Here is a 21,755-nt window from a genome sequence, read left to right as displayed (position 1 = left end):
GTTTTGCTGGCATTTTCGGGCGTCAGGGGCGTGCACGGGTGACTCGTCCTTTGGGACTAGGACCCGTTCCGTGACGGGCCGGCGCCCGAGCCGCGCGCAACACGGGCCGCCCTTGTGCCGCCCGCGTCACGGCAGCCCAGGGCCACGTACCCGGCCGGCACCCGGACGGCCACGTGTTGAGACCCTCGTCCTCACGTCTTGAGATACGTCAGGACAGCGAGCACCCGCCGGTGATCCCCGTCACTCGGCGACAGGCCCAGCTTCAGGAAGATGTTGCTGACGTGCTTCTCCACCGCGCCGTCGCTCACCACGAGCTGCTTGGCGATCGCCGAATTGGTCCTGCCCTCCGCCATCAGCCCGAGCACCTCGCGCTCGCGCGGCGTCAGGCCCGCCAGCACGTCCTGCTTGCGGCTGCGGCCGAGCAGCTGGGCGACGACCTCCGGGTCGAGCGCCGTGCCGCCGCCCGCCACGCGCACCACGGCGTCGACGAACTCCCTGACCTCCGCCACCCGGTCCTTGAGCAGGTAGCCCACCCCGCGCGTCGACCCGGCCAGCAGCTCCGTCGCGTACTCCTCCTCGACGTACTGGGAGAGCACGAGCACGCCGACGCCCGGGTGCTCCTTGCGCAGCCACACGGCCGCGCGCACGCCCTCGTCGGTGTGCGTGGGCGGCATCCGCACGTCGGCCACGACCACGTCGGGCAGCGCATCCTGCGTCGCGAGCTCGCCGATGGTCTTCGTCAGGGCGACCGCGTCACCCACGCCCGTGACCACCTCGTGCCCACGGTCGGTCAGCAACCGCGTCAGGCCCTCCCGCAGCAGCACCGAGTCCTCGGCGATGACCACGCGCACTCTGTCCTCCACAGCCTCACTGCCCCCCACGTCTCCGCTGCCGTCGTCTCTCACAGCATCCCAGGCAACGGACGCGACCGCGCCCCCCGAGGTTGCACGGGGGCGCGGCGAGGCGCGTCTCACGAGGCCGGTGCGCGTCCCGGGGGCCGGCGCGGCCCCGGGCGGGTCAGCGGGCGGGTCAGTTTCGCCAGGGCAGCTCGGCGGTCACCGCCGTGGGGCCGCCGCGCGGCGAGTCCACCACCAGCAGGCCGTCGACCGCGTCGAGCCGCTCGGCCAGGCCCGCGAGTCCGCTGCCGGCCGATGCCTCGGCGCCGCCCGAGCCGTCGTCGCCGACCTGGAGCAGCAGCCGGTCGCCCGACCGCCACACGTCGACCGTCGCGCCCTTGGCCCCGCTGTGCTTGCTGACGTTCTGGAGCAGCTCGGAGACCGTGAAGTACGCGATGCCCTCGATCGCCGCCGCCGGCCTGCCCGGCAGGTCGACCTCGACCCGCACCGGCACCGTGCACCGCGAGGCGACCGACGACAGTGCCGCGTCGAGACCGCGGTCGGTCAGCACGGCGGGATGGATGCCCCGTGCGAGGTCCCGCAGCTCCTGGAGGGCCGTCTTCACCTCGCCGTGCGCCTCGTCCACCATGCGCGCCGCCGTCCGCGGGTCCTCCGCGAGCTTCTCCTTCGCGAGGCCGAGCTCCATGGCGAGGGCGACGAGCCTCGCCTGGGCGCCGTCGTGCAGGTCGCGCTCGATGCGGCGCAGGTCGGCCGCCGCCGTGTCGACGACCACGCCCCGGTCACTCTCCAGCTCGTACACGCGGGACACCAGCTCGGAGGGGCCGAGCAGCCCCCTGATCAGCAGCCGGTCCATGCCCGTGAGACCCCGCAGTATCCACGGCGTCATGAGGACGAGCACCAGCCCCGCGGCGCACGCGAGGACGTTCCCCAGCGGGGCGTCCAGGCTGATGGTGCGGCCCGACGCGTCCCTGAAGAGCACCATCTCGGAGCCGGTGTCCGCGGACCGGTAGACCCACTGCCACAGCGGGAACGTGAACAGCCCCCAGCCCGTCGTCCAGAACACCACCCCCACGACGAAGGAGAAGACGGCCCACGGGAACTGGACGAGCGTGTACAGGAGGTTGCGCCACGACTCGCCGCTCCTGAGCACCGCGCCCGTCCAGGCCAGCAGGCCGCCCTTCTCAGGACGGATCGGCTCCGGGCGCCCGACGTCGAGACCGAGCAGGCAACGGGCCCTGGCCCGCTCCGCGGCGGCGAAGCCGCGCGCGCTCGCCAGCGCCATCGCGAGGATCGGCACGCCGAGGAACGTGATCAGCATGCCGGCGCCGAGGCAGATCATCGTGATCGAGTAGGAGAAGAGCAGGACCCCGATCGGCAGGCCGAGCAGCACGTAGCCGAACTCCCGCCACGTCCTGCCCTCGAAGGGCGCGCGCACAACGGGCGGCGGGAAACGGCGCCCGATGGCCTCCCCGTACTCCCTGCTCATGTCCACCCCTTGGTAACTGGCCATCTCGGCCGTCCGATCTGTCCGGTCCCCGCGGCCGTACCGTCCGTACGGTCCGCGGGATACGCCTGGCTGTATCCGTCCACGTACTCGATGCTCCCGGGCGCGCGACCGTCCCACCATGAGGACGGTCGCCGTTCTCACCCTCGGGTTTTCCCCACCTCGCGCGCGCCGCGCGCCTCACGGGAGCGCGGCTCCCCGCCGGCCCGGCCGCTCCCCGCGGACGCGCCGCGCCGGCGCCGCCAGGGCAGCTCCGCCGTGACCGTCGTCGGGCCGCCGGCGGGGGAGTCGAGGACGAACAGGCCGTCGACCGCGCCCAGCCGGTCCGCGAGGCCCGACATGCCCGTGCCGCCGTCAAGGCGCGCCCCGCCGCCCCCGTCGTCATGGACCTGTATCAGCATCCGGTCGTGCGCACGCCACACGTCGACCGTCGCGCTCTTGGCCCCGCTGTGCTTGCTGATGTTCTGGAGCAGCTCGGAGACCGTGAAGTAGGCGATGCCCTCGATGGCCTCGGCCGGCCGCTCGTCGAGATCGACCGTCACCTTCACCGGCACCGTGCAGCGGGACGCCACGGACGACAGGGCGGCGCTCAGCCCCCGGTCCGTGAGCACGGCGGGGTGGATACCGCGCGCGAGATCCCGCAGCTCCTGGAGTGCGAGCTTCACCTCGCCGTGCGCCTCGTCCACCATCGCCGCGGCCGCGTCCGGATCCTCCAGCAGCTTCTCCTTCGCGAGGCCGAGGCCCATGGCGAGGGCGACGAGCCTCGCCTGGGCGCCGTCGTGCAGATCGCGCTCGATGCGGCGCAGGTCGGCGGCGGCCGTGTCCACGACGACGCCCCGGCCCGACTCCAGCTCCGCGACGCGTGCCTCAAGCGCGTCGTCGGGCGACAGCAGGCCGCGCACCATCGCCCGGTCCACGTTCGTCATCCCGCGCGCGATGAAGGGGAGCACCGGCCACAGCACGAACACCCCCGTCAGCGTCACGGCGAAGGTGAGGACGGACCAGGGGAGCCGCACGAGCGCGTACAGCGCAGTGCGCCAGCCCACCGGGTCCTTCAGCGCCGCCACCATGCGGCTCACGAACCCGCTGCCCGCACGGCGGTACATCGGGCTCGGCTCGTCGATCCGCACGCCGAGCAGCCGGCGCGCACGCGCGCGCTCCAGCCGGCCGAACACGCGCGTGCCGGCGAGCCCCGCCACCAGGAGCGGCAGGCCGACCACCGTCACGGACATGCCGGCGCCCAGCGCGAGCGTCGTCACCACGTAGACGAACCCCACGAGCGAGGCCGGGAAATTCGCCAGGAGGTGCGCGATCTCCTTCCACGTGTGCCGGCCGAACGCGAAACGCGCCGGTGGCGGAGCGGCCTCGGCGGCACCACGGCCGCCCGGGCCGCCGTACGGGACGCCACTCGGGCGTGGACTCGCGGTCATGCCACAAGCCTGCCGGTCGCCGCGGCGCCGCGCCATGGGGTAGTCCGAAGACTTGCGGGTGGGGCTAGCCCCACCCCCCGGGCGCCCGCGTCAGGCCGCTGGGGACACGAGAGGCCGCTGGGCGGGGGCAAGGCGGGGGCGGGCCGCTTACCCCGTCTTTATCAGGGCCTAGACTTCGGCTCCATACAGCCGGTATGTGCGCAGTCGGACACGACGTGCACGACGTGAGGGAGCGAGGGGCGGACGTGCCGGAAGCGGTCGTTCTCGCTGCGGGCTACTTCCGCGGCTACTCGGTGGTGGGGCTGCTCGCCGTCCTCGGCGTGCTGTTCGTCGCGGTCGCCTTCGGCGCGAGCCGGCTGCTGCGTCCGGCCGTGCCGACCCCGGAGAAGCTGCTCACGTACGAGTGCGGCGTCGACCCGGTCGGCGAGGGCTGGGCCCACACGCAGGTCCGGTACTACGTGTACGCGTTCCTCTACGTGATCTTCGCCGTGGATTCCGTGTTCCTCTTCCCCTGGGCGACTGTCTTCGCCGCTCCCGGGTACGGCGTCACCACGCTGGTCGAAATGTTCGTCTTCCTCGGCTTCCTCGCCGTGGGACTGCTCTACGCATGGAAGAAGGGCGTCCTGGAATGGACGTGACCCCGCCGCCCGCCGGCACCGAGCAGGGGCCCGAGCCGCTGCCGGAGCCCCGGCGCCTCGGCGCCCTCTCGCGGCTCGCGCCGCAGCCGATGAAGGTCGTCCTGAACTGGGGCAGGCGCTACAGCCTGTGGGTCTTCAACTTCGGCCTCGCGTGCTGCGCGATCGAGTTCATCGCGGCCTCCATGGCACGGCACGACTTCATCAGGCTCGGCGTGATCCCGTTCGCACCAGGACCGCGACAGGCGGACCTGATGGTCGTCTCCGGCACGGTCACGGACAAGATGGCGCCCGCGGTCAAGCGGCTGTACGAGCAGATGCCCGAGCCGAAGTACGTGATCTCCTTCGGCGCCTGCTCCAACTGCGGCGGCCCGTACTGGGACTCGTACGCGGTGACCAAGGGCGTCGACCAGATCATCCCCGTCGACGTGTACGTCCCCGGCTGCCCGCCGCGGCCCGAGGCGCTGCTCCAGGGCATCCTCAAGCTGCAGGAGAAGATCGCCGCGGAGTCGCTGGGGCAGCGGTACGCGCAGCAGGCTTCCCCGTCGACCGCGCAGCTGCGCAGCGGCCTCGTTCCGCCGCCGGACGCGGGCGCGGGTCCGGGCGCTGGTCCGGGCGCGGAGGGCCCCTGATGAGCGAGGCGGACGAGACGCGCGAGGCGCGTGCGGCGTACGACGGGCTCCCGGCGTCGGTGGCCGACGTCTTCGGCGAGGACGCCACAGCCGACCTGTCGTACGGCCTGCTGACGGTGGACGTGCCCGCGACGGGCTGGCTCGACGCCCTCAGCACCGCGCGGTCCCTGCTGGGCTGCGACTACTTCGACTGGCTCAGCGCGGTCGACGAGGGGCCCGCGGGCTTCCGGGTCTCGGCCCGCGTCTTCGCGGTGGGGGACCGTGCGGTACGGGCGCTGCTCGTGCGCACCGCGCTGCCGCGCGATGCCGCGGAGCTGCCGACGGCGGTCGGCGTGTACGCGGGCGCGGCCTGGCACGAGCGGGAGACGCACGAGATGTTCGGCATCGCGTTCCCCGGCCACCCCGGCCTGTCGCCGCTGCTGCTCCCCGACACCTTCGAGGGCCACCCGCTGCGCAAGGACTTCGTGCTCGCGGCCCGCGTCGTCAAGGCGTGGCCCGGCGCGAAGGATCCCGGCGAGTCGGGGTCGCCGAGGCGCCGCCCGATGCTTCCGCCAGGCGTTCCCGACCCGAACGAGTGGGGTCCGCACAAGGGAGAGGCCCCGCGCGAACCGGGCAGGACACCGCGCTCGGCCCCGCCAGGCGAGGCCACCCGCAGGCCGCGCAGGAACCGCAGCGCGTCGGCCGGTTCCGCCACGCAGCGAGAAGAGGGCCCCGCCGCCGCTCCGGAGGGGCCCGCGGCGGCGGGCGACACGTCGGGCGGCGCGCAACGCCCGGCGGCCGGGCGGCCGCGCCGCGCCCGCAGCGCGTCGGGGGGCTCGGCCTCGCAGCGGGAGGCCGGCGATCGGCAGGCGCCCCCGGCCGAGGACCGGGCGGCCGGCGGGACACCGGCCCCGGAGGCCCCGGCGGCCGGGAAAACGGGCCGCGGGGGGACGGCGGGCGGCCGCGACGGTCGCGGCGAGGCTCGGCGCTCCGACGCCCCGTGGCACCGGCAGGCGCCCGCGCACCCGGGCGGCGAAGCCCCCGATAGCGCCGGGCGCGCCGACGGCACGGACGGCGGGAACGCGCCCGCCGGGGACCCGTCCGGCGCGGACGCTCCAGCGCGACGTCACGCCCCCGACGCGTCGGACGCGCCCGACGACAATGACGACACGGGCGCCCCGGGCGCGGACGGCGACGTGCGTGACGTGAACGGGCCGGACGCGCACGGCGATGCGGGCCCCCGCGGGGAGGGCGCGTGAACGGCGCTCTCGACGTCGTCCTGCGGCTGGCCGCCGTGTTCGTCGCCTTCCTCGCGTTCCCGCTGCTCGTGGGCCAGGCCGAGCACAAGGTCATGGCGCACATGCAGGGCCGCCTCGGCCCCATGCACGCGGGCGGTTTCCACGGCTGGGCCCAGCTCGTCGCGGACGGGGTGAAGTTCGCCCAGAAGGAGGACGTCGTCCCCGCGGACGCCGACCGCGGTGTCTTCCGGCTCGCGCCGGCCGTCGCGCTCCTGCCGTACCTCCTCGTGCTGATCGCGATCCCCGTGGGTCCCGGCGAGGGCGCCGTGGGCCAGGCGATCGACGCGGGTCTCTTCTACGTGCTCGCCGTCATGGGCGTGGGCGTGCTCGGTTCGCTCATGGCCGGCTGGGCGTCCGCGAACAAGTTCTCCCTGCTCGGCGGTCTGCGCACCGCCGCCCAGCTCCTCGCCTACGAGCTGCCGATGCTGCTCGCCGCCGCGTCCGTCGCCATGGCGGCGGGCACCGTGTCGCTCATCGGCGTGCTGGACGCCTTCCACTGGTGGTGGGTGCCCTGGCAGATCGTCGGCGGCGCAGTGTTCTTCGTGGCGGGGCTCGCCGAGCTGCAGCGGCCGCCGTTCGACATGCCCGTCGCCGACTCCGAGATCATCTTCGGCGCGTACACCGAGTACACGGGGCTGCGGTTCGCGCTGTTCCTGCTCGCCGAGTACGCGGGCATCGTCGTCCTGTCCGGCCTCACCGCCGTCCTCTTCCTCGGCGGCTGGCACGGGCCGTTCGGCGCCGACGGGCTCGGCTGGCTGTGGACCCTGCTGAAGACCGCCGTGCTCGCGTTCGTCGTCATCTGGCTCCGCGTCAGCTACCCGCGGCTGCGCGAGGACCAGCTGCAGAAGCTCGCCTGGACCGTCCTCATCCCGCTCGCCCTCGCCCAGATCGCCCTCACCGGCGTCGTCAAGGTCGTGATCAGCTGATGTCCCCGATCCCCGGCAGCGGGCTCGCCAAGGGCCTCGCCGTCACCCTCCGCACGATGACCCGCAAGACGGTCACCGAGCAGTACCCGGAGGCCCTCCCCGAACTGCCGCCACGCTCGCGCGGCGTCATCGGCCTGTTCGAGGAGAACTGCACGGTGTGCATGCTGTGCGCGCGCGAGTGCCCCGACTGGTGCATCTACATCGACTCCCACAAGGAGACCGTGCCGCCCGTCGCGCCCGGGGGGCGTGAGCGCAGCAGGAACGTGCTCGACCGCTTCGCCATCGACTTCGCGCTCTGCATGTACTGCGGCATCTGCGTCGACGTCTGCCCCTTCGACGCCCTGTTCTGGTCGCCCGAGTTCGAGTACGCCGAGACGGACATCCGCGACCTCACCCACGAGCGCGACAAGCTCCGCGAGTGGATGTGGACCGTGCCGGAGCCGCCCGCGCTCGACCCGGCTGCCGAGGAGCCCAAGGAGGTGGCGGCCGCCCGCAAGGCGGCGGACCGCCTCGCCGCGGAGCGCCGGGCCGCCGGGGACACGCGGCCGGGTGAGACGGGCGAGACGGACGAGACGAGCGAGACGGGGGAGACGGGCGAGACAGGGCAGACGGGGGAGGACGCCTCGTGAACCTTGCGACCCACGGCGCGGCCGTCCGTGCCGCGGCCGGGCACGGCTTCCTGTCGCCGAGCGGGGTGGAGATCGTCTTCCTCCTCGTCGGCGTCGTCACCCTCGGCGCGGCCGTCCTGACCGTCACGACCCGTCAGCTCGTGCACGCCGCGCTCTGGCTCGTCGTCGCGCTCGGCGGCCTCGCCGTCGAGTACCTGCTGCTCACCGCCGAGTTCATCGCCTGGGTGCAGGTCCTGATCTACGTCGGGTCCATCGTCGTGCTGCTCCTGTTCGGGCTGATGCTCACCAAGGCCCCCATCGGCCGCTCACCCGACGCGGACTCGGCCGGGCGCCCCGCCGCCCTCGCGGTGGCCGTCGCGGCGGCGGCCACCCTCGTGTGGGTGGTGACGGACGCCTTCCGCGCCACCTGGATCGACCTGGGCGGGCCGGCACACGGATCCACCAAGGTGACGGGGCAGGCGCTGTTCCGCCACTGGGTGCTGCCTTTCGAGGCGCTGTCCGTCCTGCTGCTCGCCGCGCTGGTCGGCGCGATCGTCCTCTCCCGCAAGCGCGGTGCGGACGCCCACGGCCGGGCCTCGCGCTCCGGGGAGCGGCATAGCTGATGCACCTCGTCTATCCGGCCGTCCTCTCGGTCCTCCTGTTCTGCACCGGCGTGTACGGCGTGCTGGCCCGGCGCAACGCGATCCTCGTCCTGATGTCCGTCGAGTTGATGCTCAACGCCGTCAACCTCAACCTCGTCGCCTTCGACGCCTGGCTCCGCGACAGCCTGCACGCGGGCCAGGCCCTCACCCTGTTCGTCATCGCCATCGCGGCCGCGGAGATCGGGATCGGCCTGGCGATCGTCCTGATGGTCCACCGCACCCGTGGCACCTCGGACATCGACCGGCTCCGCGACACGTCGGAGCCCGCCATGGACGATGACCCCGCCGTACCCCCGGCGACGAATGCAGAGGCCGGCGCGTGACCACCACCACCCTCGCCGTACTCGTCCCCCTCCTGCCCTTCCTCGGCGCGGCACTCGGCCTGCTCACGGGCCGCACCGCGCCGCGCTTCGCGCGTCCCCTCGCGCTGCTGCCCACCCTGCTCGCCGCCGTGTGCGCCGTGCTCGTCGCCTTCCGGCAGGGCGGCGGCGCCGGCAGTGGCACGCCGCCGCTGGACGCCGCCACCCGGCTCACGCCGACCGGCTCCGTCCCCGTCGACCTCTCCCTGCACGTCGACGGCTTCGCCGCGCTCGTCGCCGTGCTGGTCGGGGTCGTGGCGGTGTGCGTGCAGCTCTACTCGACCGCCTACCTGCGCCACGACGCGCGCTACCCCTCGTACGCCGCTCTCGTCTCCCTGTTCACCTCCGCGATGCTCCTCGTCGTCTACTCGGGCGACCTGATGGTGCTGCTGGTCGGCTGGGAAGTGATGGGCATCTGCTCCTACTTCCTCGTCGGCCACTACTGGGAGACCCCCGAGGCGCGCGCAGCCTCGATCAAGGCCTTCCTCGTCACCAAGCTCGGCGACGTCCCCTTCCTCATCGGGCTGTTCGCCCTCGCCGACGACGCGGGCAGCTTCCGCATCCCGCGCATCCTCGGCACCGTCGCCGCCGGGGGCCTGCACCACCCCACCCTCGTGGCGTTCCTCCTCCTCGCCGGGGTCGCAGGCAAGTCCGCCCAGTTCCCCCTGCACACATGGCTCCCCGACGCGATGGCCGGCCCCACCCCCGTCTCGGCGCTCATCCACGCGGCGACAATGGTCGCCGCCGGCGTCTACTTCGTCGCCCGGCTCCTCCCCGTCTTCACGGCGTCCACCGCCGCGCTCGTCGTCCTCGCCGTGTCCGCCGCCGTCACGATGGTCGGCTCGGCGCTCGCCGCGCTCGCCCAGGACGACATCAAGCGCGTCCTCGCGTACTCGACGATCGGTCAGCTCGGGTACATGTCGGGCGCGCTGGCCCTCGGCGACCGTGACGCCGCCGTCTTCCACCTCCTGTCGCACGGCGCCTTCAAGGCGCTCCTCTTCCTCGGCGCCGGCGTCGTCATCCACGCCGCGGGCACCAACTCGCTCGCCGCCACCTCCCGCATGGGCGGCCTCGCCCGGCGCATCCCCACCGCCTTCTGGACGATGACGCCGGGACTGCTCTCCCTCGCCGCGATCCCTCCCTTCGCGGGCTTCTTCTCCAAGGAGTCGGTGCTCGGGGCCGCCGAGAACGCCGCGCTCGGCGGCTCCGTCCCGCCATCGGGCACGGCCGGCGTGACGCCGGCGGACGGCGCCGTGGCGGCAGGTGCCATCGGCCCGACCGCCTCGGCGGCCCTCGGCTGGACCGTGCTGCTCGCCGGTCTCGTCGCCGCGCTCCTCACCGGCGCGTACGCCGCCCGCCTCTGGCTCCTCGCCTTCCGCGGCCGCGGCGCGCCCGCCCCCGGGCACGGCAGGCAGCCCCTCGCCATGAACGCCACCCTGTGGCTGCTCGCCGCCCCGACCGTGTGCTTCGGCGCGCTCGCCCCGTACCTCGGCGACTGGTTCGACGGGCAGCGCCTCACCCCGGCCCTGAACACCTCCCTGCTCGGCGCGGGCGTCGCCGTCGTCGGCGCGGGCACCCTGTACGGCGCATGGCGCCGCACCGCCCCCCGCCTCGAACGGACCCCGCTCGGCGCCGTCGCCGCGCACCCCGAGGACGAGGAGCCCGCGCTCACCGAGGCGGCGGCCATCGAGGCCCACCCGGTCGTGTACGGCGACATCGCCGGCGCGCCCGACCCCGCCGACCCGGGCCGGATCCTGCTCGGGCCACTGCACCGGCACGCCGCCGCGGGCTTCCACCTCGACGCGCTCCACGACCTCCTCTTCGTACGCACCGTCCAGGCCGGAGCCCGCCTCGTCCGCTTCCTCGACCGGGAGGTCGTCGACGCCTACGTACGCGGAGCGGGCACCGGCGCCCGGTGGCTCGGCGCCGCGGCACGCCGCGCGCAGACCGGAAACGTCCAGTCCTACCTGAGCGCGCTGCTCGCGGGATCCGTCGCTCTGGCGATCGCCGCCGTGCTCTTCGCAGCGGGGGTATGAGCCGTGCTCGATATCAGCGGACCCGTGATGCAGTCCCTACTCGTGCTGATCCTTCTCGCCCCGCTGGCCGGGGCCGCCACGGCCCTCCTGCCCGCGCCCCCGGGGCTGCGCGGCCGAAGCCCCGAGCACGCCGTGCTGCGCCACGGCGTGCTCGTCAGCGGCGTCGTCCTCGCCGCCGCGATCGCGCTGGCCCTCGGCTTCGACCGGCACCACGCGTCGACCATGCAGGCCACGACGGACGCCAGTTGGATCGCGGCGATGCACATCCGCATCCACCTCGGCATCGACGGCATCTCGCTCCCCCTCCTCCTGCTGACCGCCCTGCTGTCGTTCCTCTGCGCGCTCCACAGCTACTTCAAGCCCCCCGAGGGCCCTCACGCGAAGGGCTTCGTGGCGCTGCTCCTGCTGCTCGAGTCCGGCACGCTCGCCACCTTCGCCGTCCTCGACCTGATCCTCTTCTTCCTCGCCTTCGAGACGGTCCTCATCCCGATGTACTTCCTGATCGCGCGCTGGGGCGGCGGCGAGGGCGTACCGGGCGGCAGGCAGGCCGCCGCCTGGAAGTTCGTCCTCTACACCGTGCTCGGCTCCGTGATCATGCTGCTCGGACTGCTCCTGATCGGACTTCGGTCAGGTACGTTCGACATGGTGGCACTCGCCACTGACAACGGCCGCGGCCTCAGTGAGTCCGTGCAGGTCATCGCCGTTCTGGCGATCGGGCTCGGACTCGCCGTCAAGACGCCGATGTGGCCGCTGCACAGCTGGCTCCCCGATGCCCACACGGCCGCGCCGACCGTCGGCTCCGTCCTCCTCGCCGGTGTGCTGCTGAAGATGGGAACGTACGGTTTCGTCCGTATCGTCCTGCCGATCGCCCCGCACGGCATGCGGACGTTCGCGCCGTACCTCGCCGCGTTCGGCGTCGCCGGGATCATCTACGGATCGCTCGCCTGCCTCGCCCTCGTCCGGCGCGGCGCAGGCGGCGACCTGAAGCGGCTCATCGCCTACTCCTCCGTCGGCCACATGGGCTTCGTGCTCCTCGGCATCGCCACCATGACGCCCACCGGTGTCAACGGCGCGCTCTTCGCCAACGTCGCACACGGGCTCATCACCGGCCTGCTGTTCTTCCTGGTCGGCGCGGTCAAGGACCGGTACGGCACCGCCGACCTCGACACGCTCGCCGGGGCCACGGGCGCCGCGCTGTACGGCCGCGCACCGCGCCTCGGCGGCCTGCTCGCCTTCGCGGCGGTCGCCTCGCTCGGACTGCCGGGACTCGCCGGATTCTGGGGCGAGATGCTCACCATGTTCGGCGCCTTCCACCCCGCCCACGCCCTCAGCCGCCCGGCGTTCCTCGTCTTCATGTCAGCGGCGGCCACGGGCACCCTGCTCACCGCCGCGTATCTGCTCACGGTCGTACGCCGGGTGTGCATGGGCGCGCTGTCCGACGAGACGGGCCTGGTTGCTCCGGCCGGCGCTGGTGCTCCCGGCGCGGCGCCCGGCGCCGGCGCTCCCGGCGCACCGGCCGGAGCGGGCGCTCCTCCCGCGCCGCTGCCCAGCCTCCCGGACGTGCGCGGCCACGAGTTCGCGGCGTGGAGCCCGCTCGTCGCGCTCACCGTCCTCGCCGGGCTGTGGCCGGCGGCGCTCCTCGGCCTCAGCGACCCGGCCGTGCACCGGCTCCTCGCGGGAGGTGGATCGTGAGCGCCGCGGCCCTCGTCCAGTCCGTCGACTGGCTCGCCGTCGCACCGCCAGGGATCACCGCCGTCATGGCGCTGGTGGTTCTCGTCGCGGACCTCTTCGTCGAGGAGCACCGCAAGCCGCTGCTCGGCGCGGTGTCGGTGGCGGGCCTCGTCCTCGCGCTGCTGTCGCTGCTCCCGCTGCGCTCAGGCGACCGCACCACCTTCTGCCTCACCCGCGGCCACCATCTGTGCAGCTACACGGCCGACCACTTCGCGCTGGCCATCCAGCTCCTCGTGCTCGGCGGCGCCCTCCTCACCGCACTGCTCTCCATGGCGGGCGGCGACTGTGCCCCGGAGGCGGAGGCGGACCGCTTCCCCGGCGAGTACTGGTTCCTGCTGCTGTCGTCAGCCTCGGGCGCGGCCCTGCTGCCCGCCGCTCGCGATCTCGCCACCCTCGTCGTCGCCCTCGAGGTCGCGTCGCTGCCCGCCTTCGCCCTCGTCGGCATCCGGCGCGGCGACCGCCTCTCCGCCGAGGCCGCGCTCAAGTTCTTCCTCTCCTCCGTGGCGGCGACCGCCGTCATGCTCCTCGGCGTGAGCTTCGTGTACGCGGCGACGGGCAGCCTGCACCTGTCGGCCGTCGCCACCGGCCTCACGCACGTCCCGGACCAGCTCAGGCCCGTAGCCGGGGCCGGGGTGCTCCTGACACTCGTGGGCTTCGCCTTCAAAACAGCCGCCGCACCCTTCCACTTCTGGGTCCCCGACACGTATGTCGGCGCTCCGCTGCCCATCGCCGCCTACCTCTCCGTCGTCAGCAAGGCGGTCGGCTTCTCCGGGCTCATCCTCGTGACGGTCGTCGCCTTCCCGCCGTACGCGCACCTGTGGGGCCCGGCGCTCGCCGTGTTCGCGGCCCTCACCATGTCCGTCGGCAACGCGGCCGCCCTGCGGCAGTCCGCGACGCGCGCGCGTGGCGCCGTCCGCCTGCTCGCCTGGTCGTCGGTCGCGCAGGCGGGCTACCTGCTGGTGCCGATCGCGGCCGCCGCGTACGCGGGCGAGCAGCGCGTCGGGTCCACCGTCGCGTACGCGCTCATGTACGCGGCCGTCAACCTCGGCGCCTTCGGCGTCGCCGCCCTCGTGGCACGCGCGCGCCCGTTGGGCCGGCTGGACGACTACCGCGGCCTCTACGCCCGCCGCCCGCTCACGGCCCTCGCCCTCGCGTTCTTCCTGCTCTGCCTCGCGGGGCTGCCGCCCGGCATCATCGGCCTGTTCGCCAAGGTCACGGTGTTCTCGTCCGCCGTCGACGCGGGGCTCGGCTGGCTGGCCGTGCTGATGGCCGCCAACGTCGTGTGCGGGCTGTACTACTACCTGCGCTGGACGGCGCTGCTGTTCCGCGCGCCGGGGCGAGCGGACCCCTCCGCTGCCGGGCAGCCCGAGGCCGACGCACCCGAGGCCGACGCACCCGCGACCGCCGTGCCGGAGGCGGCGCCGCGCCCCCTCGTCGCGGCTGTGGCTCTGGCGGCCGTGGTGGGTCTTGCGCTCTCGGGGGCGCCGCAGCTGGTGCTGCGTCTCACCGACACGAACCTCTTTTGAGGAGCGCCGGCGCGCCGGAACGGCAGAGCTGAAATCTGCACAGTGGCGATAAAAATCGACGCGGTGTAGATTCGATGGCCGAAAGGCCGATCCGGTCCTTCGCGAGCCCGTCAGGAGGAACGATGCGGAAACAGAAGTGGCTCATCACCGGCGTCAGCAGCGGCCTCGGCCGTGCCTTCGCCCTGGCCGCCCTGGACGCCGGGCACACCGTCGTCGGAACGGTGCGCTCCGTGGACGACCTGCGCGCCTACGAAGCGCTCGAACCCGGTCACGCCCACGGCCGCGTCCTCGACGTCACGGACGCCGATGCCGTGTCGCGTGTGATCGCGGAGGCCGAGCGGGAAGTCGGCCCACTCGACGTCGTCGTGGCCAATGCCGGCTACGGCCTGGAGGGCACCTTCGAGGAGACCCCGCAGGCCGAGGTGCGCCGGCAGTTCGAGGTCAACGTGTTCGGGGCGATGGCCACCCTGCAAGCCGCGCTGCCGTACATGCGCCGGCGCCGCCACGGGCACCTGATGGCCGTCACGTCCATGGGAGGGCTCATGGCGGTGCCCGGCATGTCCGCCTACTGCGGCAGCAAGTTCGCCCTTGAGGGCGTCCTGGAGGCCCTGGGCAAGGAGGTCGCGCAGTTCGGCATCCACGTGACGGCGATCGAGCCCGGCTCCTTCCGCACCGACTGGGCGGGCCGCTCGATGACACGCGCCGCGCGATCCGTCGACGACTACGACGAGCTGTTCGGACCCATCCGGCAAGCGCGGCAGAAGGCCAGCGGCAACCAGTTGGGCGACCCGGCCAAGGCGGGCGAGGCCGTCGTCCGCATCGCTTCGGCCGAGAAGCCGCCGGCCCACCTGGTCCTGGGCTCGGACGCGCTGCGCCTTGTCGCCGCCGCGCGTGCGTCCGTGGACGAGGACATCCGGGCATGGGAGGAGCTCTCCCGTACGACGGACTTCGCAGAGGGCGCTCAGCTCTGATGCCCGCCGACAAACCCGCGCGCCGGCGCACCACAGAACGCAAGGGCGATGTCAGGGAGCGGGCCATTCTGGACACCTGCGAGGCCCTGCTCTCGCAGAAGGGCTACGACGCCATGACGGTGGGCGACATCGCCCAGGGCGCCGGGATCACACGCGGAGCCCTGTACTTCTACTTCGGCTCCAAGCCGGAAGTGGTCACGGCACTCGTCGCACGGACCGTCGAGCACCTGTGGGCCCGCTCGCGGGCGACCGCCGAGGCCGACGATCCGCGCGGTGCCATCGCGGCGGCCATGCGGCGCACGGTCGAGCTGTGGAACGAGCACGGCTTGGTCATGCGCACGGCCATCGACCTGTCCTTGACCGTCCCGGAGATCGGCGAGCTGTGGAACACCACGGCCGACCTGTTCATCTCGGCCATCACCGCCGTCCTGGAACGCGCCGGCGTACGGGACGGCGCCGGACCGGAACAGGCGCCGGCGATGGCACGCGCCCTGTGCTGGATGATCGAGCGGACTTTTTACCACGCATCGCAAGGATCCCCCGAGGCCCTGCGGGAGGCGTCTTCGACCTGCGAACACATCTGGCTGATCAGCGCCGGCCTGGCCGCGTGAGCGCCTGACCACCACCCGTACGGCACACACACGCCTGCCGCGCGCGGGGAACCGGACGCCCCCGCCTGGCGTTGACCAGTACGGAAGGGTCCACTTGTAGGGAGTGGAGAGCAGCAAGCGAAGGGTTTCCCTGCCGCAGGACTTGGAGGGCGTACCGTGCACCGCCGGCACAACGGGTTGAGGACCGCCGTACTCCTCGGGGGACTGTCCGCGCTCATCATCGTCATCGGCAGTTTCTTCGGCCGCATGGGACTGATCGTCGCGGTCCTCGTGGCGCTCGGCACCAACGCGTACGCGTACTGGAACAGCGACAAGCTCGCGCTGCGCGCCATGCGCGCGCGTCCCGTCAGCGAGTTCGAGGCGCCGGAGCTGCACCGGATCGTGCGCGAACTGTCGACGGCCGCGCGCCAGCCCATGCCCAGGCTCTACATCTCGCCGACGCAGGCGCCCAACGCGTTCGCCACGGGCCGCAACCCGCGCAACGCCGCCGTGTGCTGCACGGAGGGCATCCTGCAGATCCTTGACGAGCGCGAGGTGCGGGCGGTCCTCGGGCACGAGCTCAGCCACGTCTACAACCGCGACATCCTGATCTCGTCCGTGGCGGGCGCGCTGGCCTCCGTGGTGATGTTCCTCGTCAACTTCGCATGGCTGATCCCGGTGGGCCGTTCGGACGACGACGAGGGACCCGGTATCGTCGGCTTCCTCATGATCATGCTGCTCGGACCGCTCGCCGCGTCGGTCATCCAGCTGGCCGTGAGCCGCTCGCGCGAGTACCAGGCGGACGCCTCGGGTGCCCAGCTCACGGGCGATCCGCTGGCCCTCGCGGGCGCGCTGCGCAAGCTGGACGCGGGCACCAAGCAGCTCCCGCTGCCGCCCGAGCCGCGCCTCGAAGCGGCGAGCCACATGATGATCGCCAACCCCTTCCGCCCAGGACAGGGCTTCTCGAAGCTGTTCTCCACGCACCCGCCGATGGCTGAACGCATCGCCCGTCTCGAACAGATGGCAGGACGCCGACCATGAAGACAATCCTCAACATCGTCTGGCTCGTACTCTGCGGCTTCTGGATGTTCCTCGGATACCTGGTGGCGGGGTTGGTGCTCTGCGTCACGATCATCGGCATCCCCTTCGGCATCGCCGCGTTCCGTATCGGCGCGTACGCCCTGTGGCCCTTCGGGCGCACCGCCGTGGACCGCCAAGGCGCGGGCGCGGGCTCCCTCGTGGGCAACGTGCTCTGGGTGATCCTCGCCGGCTGGTGGCTGGCGCTGGGCCATGTCTTCACCGGCATCGCCCTGTGCATCACGATCATCGGCATCCCGCTCGGCCTCGCCAACTTCAAGCTGATCCCGCTGTCGCTGATGCCGCTCGGCAAGGAGATCGTCCCGACGGACCAGGCGTTCGCCACGACCCGCTGGTGACCGGGGACGGGTGACTGTCAGTCCCGTCGTCCAAGATGGCCACATGAGGTTCACGCACGCCGCGCAACCGCGCGGCGTGCGAGCCGCGTCTTGACAGACGACGGCACACACGAACGGCACGCACGAACGCGGCACGCACGAAAGAGACGGGTACAGGGCATGGGCATCATCGGCTGGATCATCCTCGGGCTGCTCGCGGGCATGGCCGCGAAGATCCTGCTTCCCGGCAGGGACCCGGGCGGTTTCATCGGTACGACGCTCATCGGGATCGCCGGGGCCTTCCTGGGCGGCTGGATCTCCGCCGAGTGGCTGGACCACCCCATCAACAAGAGCTTCTTCGACGGCCCGACGTGGATAGCGGCGATCGGCGGATCGCTCGTCCTGCTGATCGCCTACCGGCTGGTCTTCGGCAACTCCCGCGACCGGCGCTGACGGCCGTTCACCGCAGTCCGGTCTCCCGGAGGGTGATGTTCAGGCGGCCGCCGCTCATCCCGCTGTCCGGAGTGGCCGTCCCCGCGTACACCTTCGGCACGGCGTGGTAGGCAAGACGCGACGGCCCGCCGAAGACGAACAGGTCGCCCGAGCCGAGTTCGACGTCCGTGTACGGGCGGCCCCGGTCCTCCGTGTTGCCGAAGCGGAACACGCAACGGTCGCCGATGCTCAGCGACACCACGGGTGCCCGGGACTCCTCGTCCTTGTCCTGGTGCATGCCCATCCTCGCGGCGCCGTCGTAGAAGTTCACGAGCGCGGTGTCCGGCGCGTACGGCTCCGGCGCGTACGGCTCCGTCCCTTCGACGCCGTCGTACGCGGCGGCCAGCGCCTCCCGCCCGAGTGCGCCGAGCCAGTCGGGGAAGTCGACGACGCGCTCGCCGTTCACGTCCCCGGCCTCGCGCGTGTAGCGGTACGGGCGCCAGTGCCAGCCCACGCAGACCGTCTGAACGGACATGACACCGCCGCGCGGCAGCCGGGTGTGCTGCATCGGCACAGGACCGGCCGCCCACGACCGGCAGGCCGCCACCAGCTCCCGCTGCCGCTCCGGCGGCAGCCACCCGGGTACGTGCACGGCCCCGGGGGCCACGACCGCGCGCGGGCGCGGGAACAGCTCCCCGGTCATGCCGGAAGCGCGCCTTCCAGGCCGAGTAGGTGTTCCTTGCGGGCCAGGCCGCCCGCGTAGCCGCGCAGCGCGCCGTCCGAGCCGATCACGCGGTGGCAGGGCCGCACGACGAGCAGCGGATTGCGCCCGATGGCCGTGCCCACGGCGCGGACGCCCGCGCCGGAGGCGCCGACCGCGGCGGCGATCTGCCCGTACGTCGCCGTCCTGCCGTACGGGATGGACTCGACGGCCCGCCACACCCGCCGCCGGAAGTCCGTGGCGCCCGGCCCGTCGGCGTACTCGACGTCGAAGCGCGTGCGCTCGCCGGCGAAGTACGCCGTCAGCTGCCGGGCGGTCCCCGCGAAGGCCGCCTCGTCCCGCACCCAGCCGTCCTCGACGACCGCCGCGCCCTTCTGTCCCGGCAGCGAGAGCGAGACGAGCGCCGTGCCGCCGGGCGCGGTCGGCGACGACCGGCCGACGAGCAGCAGCTCACCCAGGGGGCTGCCGACCGTCGTGTACAGGGTCGTGGTCATGTCGGTCGTGGTCATGTCGGCTCCTTTCCTCAGGTGCCGAGTCTGGCCCGGACCCGCGCCGGCGACCGGCGGTTTTCAGACGCGGCACCCTCGGCCGGCGCGACGCGACGCCGCCGGTGTCAGCGGTAGTTGACGTACTGGAGTGCGAAGTCGAAGTCCTTGCCCTTGAGCAGGGCGATGATGCTCTGGAGGTCGTCCCGGCTCTTGGAGCTGACGCGCAGCTCGTCTCCCTGCACCTGCGCCTTGACGCCCTTCGGGCCCTCGTCGCGGATGATCTTCGCGACCTTCTTGGCGTTGTCCTGCGAGATGCCCTCCTCGATGGAGGCGAAGATCTTGTACTCCTTGCCGGAGAGCTGCGGCTCGCCCGCGTCCAGCGCCTTCAGCGAGATGCCCCGCTTGATGAGCTTCGACTGGAAGACGTCGAGGATCGCCTTGACCCTCTCCTCGGAGTTCGCCTCCATGACGATCTTCTCGCCCGACCAGCTGATCGAGGCGCCCACGTTCTTGAAGTCGTAGCGCTGCGAGATCTCCTTGGCGGCCTGGTTGAGGGCGTTGTCGACCTCCTGCCGCTCGACCTTCGAGACGATGTCGAAACTGGAGTCGGCCATGTCCTTGTGGCTCCTTGTATCGGTTCTCAGCTGCTCTGTCACGGCCGCGCACGCCCGGCCGCCGCGCGCAAGCCTAGCCACCCGCGCTCGTCCGCAGCGCGGATCAATCCGGTGGCGGAGCACCCTCGGGCATCAGGTATCGTTTACGACGTCGCGACGGAGGCCCCATCCAGGTGGGCGCCGCGAACGCGGCAGTACCCATGGCGGTATGCCCGAGTGGCCAATGGGAGCGGACTGTAAATCCGCCGGCTTCGCCTTCCCAGGTTCGAATCCTGGTGCCGCCACGCACGAAAAACGGCCCCCGAACTGCGGAAACGCGGTGCGGGGGCCGTTGTGCTCACCCGCACCGGCTCTGAGGGGGAACGGCTGTGGACGTGGTGTCGTGGGTGTCGGCCGGGGTCGCGCTGGCCAGTGCGACCGCGACGGCCGTGCTCGGGTACTGGCAGCAGCAGCGGCTGCGCACGATGGAGCAGCGCGATGTCATGGACTCCTACGGGGCCTCCCTCGCCTGGGCCGCGTTCGATTTCCAGGGGCGCTTGTTCAACATCCTGCACGGGTACGCCATCGACTCCGCGTCGAACGGCCGGGCCGCCGGATACCTGACGTCCTTCCTCGTGCTCGGCAGCGAGCGGGAGGCCGAGTACGCGCGCCGCAGCACCGTGTTCGTACTGGCCGAATACCTGGGGTGGGTGGAGATGCTCCGGCGGGACGTCCAGTTCCTCGACCTCGGCAGCTCCAGCACGAACCGCAGCGTCATGGCGCAGATCTCGAACGTGGGCCACGCGCTCAGCCGCGTCACGCCCGACAGCAATGAACTGCGCCTGTTCCGGGCCGAGCAGCGTGCGATCGGGGAACTGATGGTCCACCAGGACGGCGAGCCGAAGCACCGCCGCTGCCTGGGGTTCGCCGAGTTCTGCGCCCGGCTGGACGGGGACGAGGCGTTCCGCGGCTGGTTCGAGCGGCTGCTGGCCGACGTGGACGCGCTCGCCGCGGACACGGGTCCCGCTGTGGGGCGCCTTCTTGAGGTCCAGCGTCAACTCGTCACCCTGCTCGATCTGCTGGACCCCAGGTCCGAGCGGTTCCCCCACTTCCGTGCCGTGTTCGATCCCGAGCGCCTCGTGGGATGACGTCGGTGGCACGCCGAACTCTGCCGTGCGATCCCTTGACAAGTACATGCGTGACGTCGAGGCTTTGAGAGCGCTCTCAGTAGCGGGATCGCCACCCCACTCGGCCTTCCTGACGCGCTGTCGGCGTGTTCGTTCCGGGTCGGACGAGGCCGCCACCTGGCTGGGCGGCCGCAGCGTCCGCGTCGTACCTCTCCGCAGCCAGGGAGGAATTCCATGCCCCCCACAGCTCTCACAGGCTTCCACCACCGCACCGCCGTGCGGCTCGCCGCCGCGCTCGCGCTGGCGTTCGGCATGCTCGGCGCGGCCGGCGCCGCCGGGTCGCAGTCGGCGCACGCCGCCGTCGCGCCCGTGGCCGCCCCCGCGGCCGAGAACCCGCCCGACTCCTTCTGGGGCGACACCGGTTCCATACCGCCCGCGCAGAACGTCCTCACCGTCAAGATCCTCAACCGCACGAACGGTAAGTACCCTGACGACCAGGTGTACTGGAAGTTCGGCGGCCAGGAGCACTCCATCGCCGAGCAGCCCTATGTCGACATGCCCGCGAACTCCGCCGGGCGCATGTACTTCTACCTCGGCTCGCCCGACAGCAAGTACCAGGACTTCATCGAGTTCACCGTCGGGGACGACGTCTTCAACGGGAACACCACCCGCGTCGACGGCTGGGCGCTGCCGCTCGCCATGAGGCTGCACTCGAACGACGGCTCGGACGTCCAGGTCGGGGACGGCTACGACCTCTTCCAGCAGGACAGGGACGCGGTCTTCCAGCAGTTCAAGAGCGAGGTGCCGACCGAGTTCCAGGGGCTCGCCGACATCCAGGCGCCGTACCGCATCCCCGCGCCCGGCAGCTCGCCCGACTTCCAGGCGGGCGGCAAGTACGCGGACTACTTCACGAGTTACGCGCAGTCGGTCGGCGTCAACGAGTCGACGTCGAACATCACGGGCTGCGCGGGGTCACTGGCCTCGAACCCCGACATGTGCGCCGCGCTCAATCGGCATGTGGCGCAGCTGCCCAAGGACCAGTGGTCGACGCCGTCGAACTTCTACAAGGACGGGCCGGCCAACTACTACGCCAAGTTCTGGCACGACCACGCCATCAACAACCTCGCGTACGGCTTCCCCTACGACGACGTGGCCGGGCGGTCGTCGTTCGTCTCGCACGCCGACCCCAAGTGGCTGGAGGTCGCGGTCGGCTGGTGAGCCGAGTGCTCTGGTGA

General features: G+C 72.3%; 23 protein-coding genes and 1 tRNA gene. 18 read left to right on the top strand and 6 right to left on the bottom strand.

The features are described from left to right. Nucleotides 1-191: 191 nt before the first annotated feature. The 3 genes from IH48_RS0115785 to IH48_RS0115775 all read right to left on the bottom strand — a co-directional run bounded on the left by IH48_RS0115785 (nt 192) and on the right by IH48_RS0115775 (nt 3,791). A complete protein-coding gene (locus tag IH48_RS0115785; RefSeq protein WP_030904010.1) occupies nt 192-851 on the bottom strand; it encodes a LuxR C-terminal-related transcriptional regulator in 660 nt (219 codons plus the stop codon). Between the two features lie 178 nt (nt 852-1,029). Continuing rightward, entirely contained in the window at nt 1,030-2,343 is a 1,314-nt protein-coding gene (locus IH48_RS0115780) for a sensor histidine kinase (protein WP_030904007.1), read from the bottom strand. A gap of 158 nt (nt 2,344-2,501) precedes the next feature. Then, nucleotides 2,502-3,791, bottom strand: a complete 1,290-nt coding sequence (locus IH48_RS0115775) for a sensor histidine kinase (RefSeq protein ID WP_051839827.1) — start codon at nt 3,789-3,791, stop codon at nt 2,502-2,504. 194 nt (nt 3,792-3,985) lie between these two features. Between IH48_RS0115775 and IH48_RS0115770 the strand changes: the two genes are divergently transcribed. The 15 genes from IH48_RS0115770 to IH48_RS0115700 all read left to right on the top strand — a co-directional run bounded on the left by IH48_RS0115770 (nt 3,986) and on the right by IH48_RS0115700 (nt 17,612). Continuing rightward, a complete protein-coding gene (locus tag IH48_RS0115770) occupies nt 3,986-4,429 on the top strand; it encodes an NADH-quinone oxidoreductase subunit A (RefSeq protein ID WP_051839824.1) in 444 nt (147 codons plus the stop codon). Continuing rightward, a complete protein-coding gene (locus IH48_RS0115765; RefSeq protein WP_030904002.1) occupies nt 4,420-5,058 on the top strand; it encodes an NADH-quinone oxidoreductase subunit B in 639 nt (212 codons plus the stop codon). The genes IH48_RS0115770 and IH48_RS0115765 overlap by 10 nt, the downstream gene beginning before the upstream one ends. Further along, nucleotides 5,058-6,296 carry an NADH-quinone oxidoreductase subunit C gene (locus tag IH48_RS34405; protein WP_051839822.1) on the top strand — a complete coding sequence of 413 codons (1,239 nt, stop codon included), beginning with the start codon at nt 5,058-5,060 and terminating at the stop codon, nt 6,294-6,296. The genes IH48_RS0115765 and IH48_RS34405 overlap by 1 nt, the downstream gene beginning before the upstream one ends. Next, complete coding sequence (locus tag IH48_RS0115755; protein WP_030903998.1) at nt 6,293-7,261, top strand: complex I subunit 1/NuoH family protein; 969 nt, start codon at nt 6,293-6,295, stop codon at nt 7,259-7,261. The genes IH48_RS34405 and IH48_RS0115755 overlap by 4 nt, the downstream gene beginning before the upstream one ends. Continuing rightward, complete coding sequence (locus IH48_RS0115750; protein ID WP_030903996.1) at nt 7,261-7,890, top strand: NuoI/complex I 23 kDa subunit family protein; 630 nt, start codon at nt 7,261-7,263, stop codon at nt 7,888-7,890. Before IH48_RS0115755 ends, IH48_RS0115750 begins: the two co-directional genes overlap by 1 nt. Then, nucleotides 7,887-8,492: an NADH-quinone oxidoreductase subunit J gene (locus IH48_RS0115745; RefSeq protein WP_051839820.1), complete on the top strand. Its 606-nt coding sequence runs from the start codon at nt 7,887-7,889 to the stop codon at nt 8,490-8,492. Before IH48_RS0115750 ends, IH48_RS0115745 begins: the two co-directional genes overlap by 4 nt. Continuing rightward, nucleotides 8,492-8,854, top strand: a complete 363-nt coding sequence (gene nuoK, locus IH48_RS0115740; RefSeq protein ID WP_030903992.1) for an NADH-quinone oxidoreductase subunit NuoK — start codon at nt 8,492-8,494, stop codon at nt 8,852-8,854. The genes IH48_RS0115745 and nuoK overlap by 1 nt, the downstream gene beginning before the upstream one ends. Continuing rightward, nucleotides 8,851-10,926 (top strand): NADH-quinone oxidoreductase subunit L, encoded by a 2,076-nt coding sequence (locus IH48_RS0115735; RefSeq protein WP_030903991.1) that lies wholly within the window; start codon nt 8,851-8,853, stop codon nt 10,924-10,926. Before nuoK ends, IH48_RS0115735 begins: the two co-directional genes overlap by 4 nt. Before the next feature lie 27 nt (nt 10,927-10,953). Next, nucleotides 10,954-12,618 (top strand): complex I subunit 4 family protein, encoded by a 1,665-nt coding sequence (locus IH48_RS0115730; RefSeq protein WP_030903989.1) that lies wholly within the window; start codon nt 10,954-10,956, stop codon nt 12,616-12,618. Continuing rightward, complete coding sequence (locus IH48_RS0115725) at nt 12,615-14,183, top strand: NADH-quinone oxidoreductase subunit N (protein ID WP_420705489.1); 1,569 nt, start codon at nt 12,615-12,617, stop codon at nt 14,181-14,183. The genes IH48_RS0115730 and IH48_RS0115725 overlap by 4 nt, the downstream gene beginning before the upstream one ends. A gap of 122 nt (nt 14,184-14,305) precedes the next feature. After that, complete coding sequence (locus IH48_RS0115720; RefSeq protein ID WP_030903985.1) at nt 14,306-15,154, top strand: oxidoreductase; 849 nt, start codon at nt 14,306-14,308, stop codon at nt 15,152-15,154. Then, nucleotides 15,154-15,765 (top strand): TetR/AcrR family transcriptional regulator, encoded by a 612-nt coding sequence (locus tag IH48_RS0115715; protein WP_030903983.1) that lies wholly within the window; start codon nt 15,154-15,156, stop codon nt 15,763-15,765. The genes IH48_RS0115720 and IH48_RS0115715 overlap by 1 nt, the downstream gene beginning before the upstream one ends. Before the next feature lie 156 nt (nt 15,766-15,921). After that, a complete protein-coding gene (htpX, locus tag IH48_RS0115710; RefSeq protein WP_030903981.1) occupies nt 15,922-16,785 on the top strand; it encodes a zinc metalloprotease HtpX in 864 nt (287 codons plus the stop codon). Beyond that, on the top strand, nt 16,782-17,180 hold the full coding sequence (locus IH48_RS0115705) for a YccF domain-containing protein (RefSeq protein WP_030903979.1): 399 nt from the start codon (nt 16,782-16,784) through the stop codon (nt 17,178-17,180). Before htpX ends, IH48_RS0115705 begins: the two co-directional genes overlap by 4 nt. A 159-nt stretch (nt 17,181-17,339) precedes the next feature. Then, a complete protein-coding gene (locus IH48_RS0115700) occupies nt 17,340-17,612 on the top strand; it encodes a GlsB/YeaQ/YmgE family stress response membrane protein (protein ID WP_030903977.1) in 273 nt (90 codons plus the stop codon). A 7-nt stretch (nt 17,613-17,619) separates the two neighbouring features. Here the strand turns inward: IH48_RS0115700 and IH48_RS0115695 are convergent, their stop codons facing one another. From IH48_RS0115695 to IH48_RS0115685, 3 genes are all read right to left on the bottom strand, one after another. Further along, nucleotides 17,620-18,294, bottom strand: a complete 675-nt coding sequence (locus tag IH48_RS0115695) for an alpha-ketoglutarate-dependent dioxygenase AlkB family protein (protein ID WP_030903975.1) — start codon at nt 18,292-18,294, stop codon at nt 17,620-17,622. Continuing rightward, entirely contained in the window at nt 18,291-18,821 is a 531-nt protein-coding gene (locus tag IH48_RS0115690; RefSeq protein WP_234434258.1) for a methylated-DNA--[protein]-cysteine S-methyltransferase, read from the bottom strand. Before IH48_RS0115690 ends, IH48_RS0115695 begins: the two co-directional genes overlap by 4 nt. A gap of 104 nt (nt 18,822-18,925) precedes the next feature. Continuing rightward, nucleotides 18,926-19,414 (bottom strand): YajQ family cyclic di-GMP-binding protein, encoded by a 489-nt coding sequence (locus IH48_RS0115685; protein WP_030903971.1) that lies wholly within the window; start codon nt 19,412-19,414, stop codon nt 18,926-18,928. 202 nt (nt 19,415-19,616) lie between these two features. Here IH48_RS0115685 and IH48_RS0115680 point away from each other — a divergent pair. The 3 genes from IH48_RS0115680 (at nt 19,617) to IH48_RS0115670 (ending at nt 21,738) form a co-directional block, all read left to right on the top strand. Next, a tRNA-Tyr gene (locus IH48_RS0115680) sits at nt 19,617-19,698 on the top strand. An 84-nt stretch (nt 19,699-19,782) separates the two neighbouring features. Then, the gene (locus IH48_RS0115675) at nt 19,783-20,541 is read left to right on the top strand and encodes a hypothetical protein (RefSeq protein WP_030903969.1); all 759 of its coding nucleotides are present in this window, start codon (nt 19,783-19,785) and stop codon (nt 20,539-20,541) included. A gap of 213 nt (nt 20,542-20,754) precedes the next feature. Next, on the top strand, nt 20,755-21,738 hold the full coding sequence (locus IH48_RS0115670) for a glycoside hydrolase family 64 protein (protein ID WP_051839818.1): 984 nt from the start codon (nt 20,755-20,757) through the stop codon (nt 21,736-21,738). Nucleotides 21,739-21,755: the final 17 nt, after the last annotated feature.

Origin of the sequence: Streptomyces sp. NRRL F-5126, assembly GCF_000721265.1 — a bacterium.
In the GTDB taxonomy this organism is placed as follows: domain Bacteria; phylum Actinomycetota; class Actinomycetes; order Streptomycetales; family Streptomycetaceae; genus Streptomyces.
The sequence above is the reverse complement of the archived record's forward strand: the minus strand, read 5'-3'. Positions and strand labels throughout refer to the sequence as shown.

Bases quoted from the DNA above. Each gene is read 5' to 3' on its own strand.
- IH48_RS0115695 (WP_030903975.1), bottom strand. From the start codon at position 18,294: ATGACCGGGGAGCTGTTCCCGCGCCCGCGCGCGGTCGTGGCCCCCGGG.
- IH48_RS0115750 (WP_030903996.1), top strand. From the start codon at position 7,261: ATGTCCCCGATCCCCGGCAGCGGGCTCGCCAAGGGCCTCGCCGTCACC.
- IH48_RS0115720 (WP_030903985.1), top strand. From the start codon at position 14,306: ATGCGGAAACAGAAGTGGCTCATCACCGGCGTCAGCAGCGGCCTCGGC.
- IH48_RS0115730 (WP_030903989.1), top strand. From the start codon at position 10,954: ATGCAGTCCCTACTCGTGCTGATCCTTCTCGCCCCGCTGGCCGGGGCC.
- IH48_RS0115775 (WP_051839827.1), bottom strand. From the start codon at position 3,791: ATGACCGCGAGTCCACGCCCGAGTGGCGTCCCGTACGGCGGCCCGGGC.
- nuoK (WP_030903992.1), top strand. From the start codon at position 8,492: ATGCACCTCGTCTATCCGGCCGTCCTCTCGGTCCTCCTGTTCTGCACC.
- IH48_RS0115765 (WP_030904002.1), top strand. From the start codon at position 4,420: ATGGACGTGACCCCGCCGCCCGCCGGCACCGAGCAGGGGCCCGAGCCG.
- IH48_RS0115685 (WP_030903971.1), bottom strand. From the start codon at position 19,414: ATGGCCGACTCCAGTTTCGACATCGTCTCGAAGGTCGAGCGGCAGGAG.
- IH48_RS0115715 (WP_030903983.1), top strand. From the start codon at position 15,154: ATGCCCGCCGACAAACCCGCGCGCCGGCGCACCACAGAACGCAAGGGC.
- IH48_RS0115780 (WP_030904007.1), bottom strand. From the start codon at position 2,343: ATGAGCAGGGAGTACGGGGAGGCCATCGGGCGCCGTTTCCCGCCGCCC.
- IH48_RS0115770 (WP_051839824.1), top strand. From the start codon at position 3,986: ATGTGCGCAGTCGGACACGACGTGCACGACGTGAGGGAGCGAGGGGCG.
- IH48_RS0115705 (WP_030903979.1), top strand. From the start codon at position 16,782: ATGAAGACAATCCTCAACATCGTCTGGCTCGTACTCTGCGGCTTCTGG.
- IH48_RS0115690 (WP_234434258.1), bottom strand. From the start codon at position 18,821: ATGACCACGACCGACATGACCACGACCCTGTACACGACGGTCGGCAGC.
- IH48_RS0115670 (WP_051839818.1), top strand. From the start codon at position 20,755: ATGCCCCCCACAGCTCTCACAGGCTTCCACCACCGCACCGCCGTGCGG.
- IH48_RS34405 (WP_051839822.1), top strand. From the start codon at position 5,058: ATGAGCGAGGCGGACGAGACGCGCGAGGCGCGTGCGGCGTACGACGGG.
- IH48_RS0115700 (WP_030903977.1), top strand. From the start codon at position 17,340: ATGGGCATCATCGGCTGGATCATCCTCGGGCTGCTCGCGGGCATGGCC.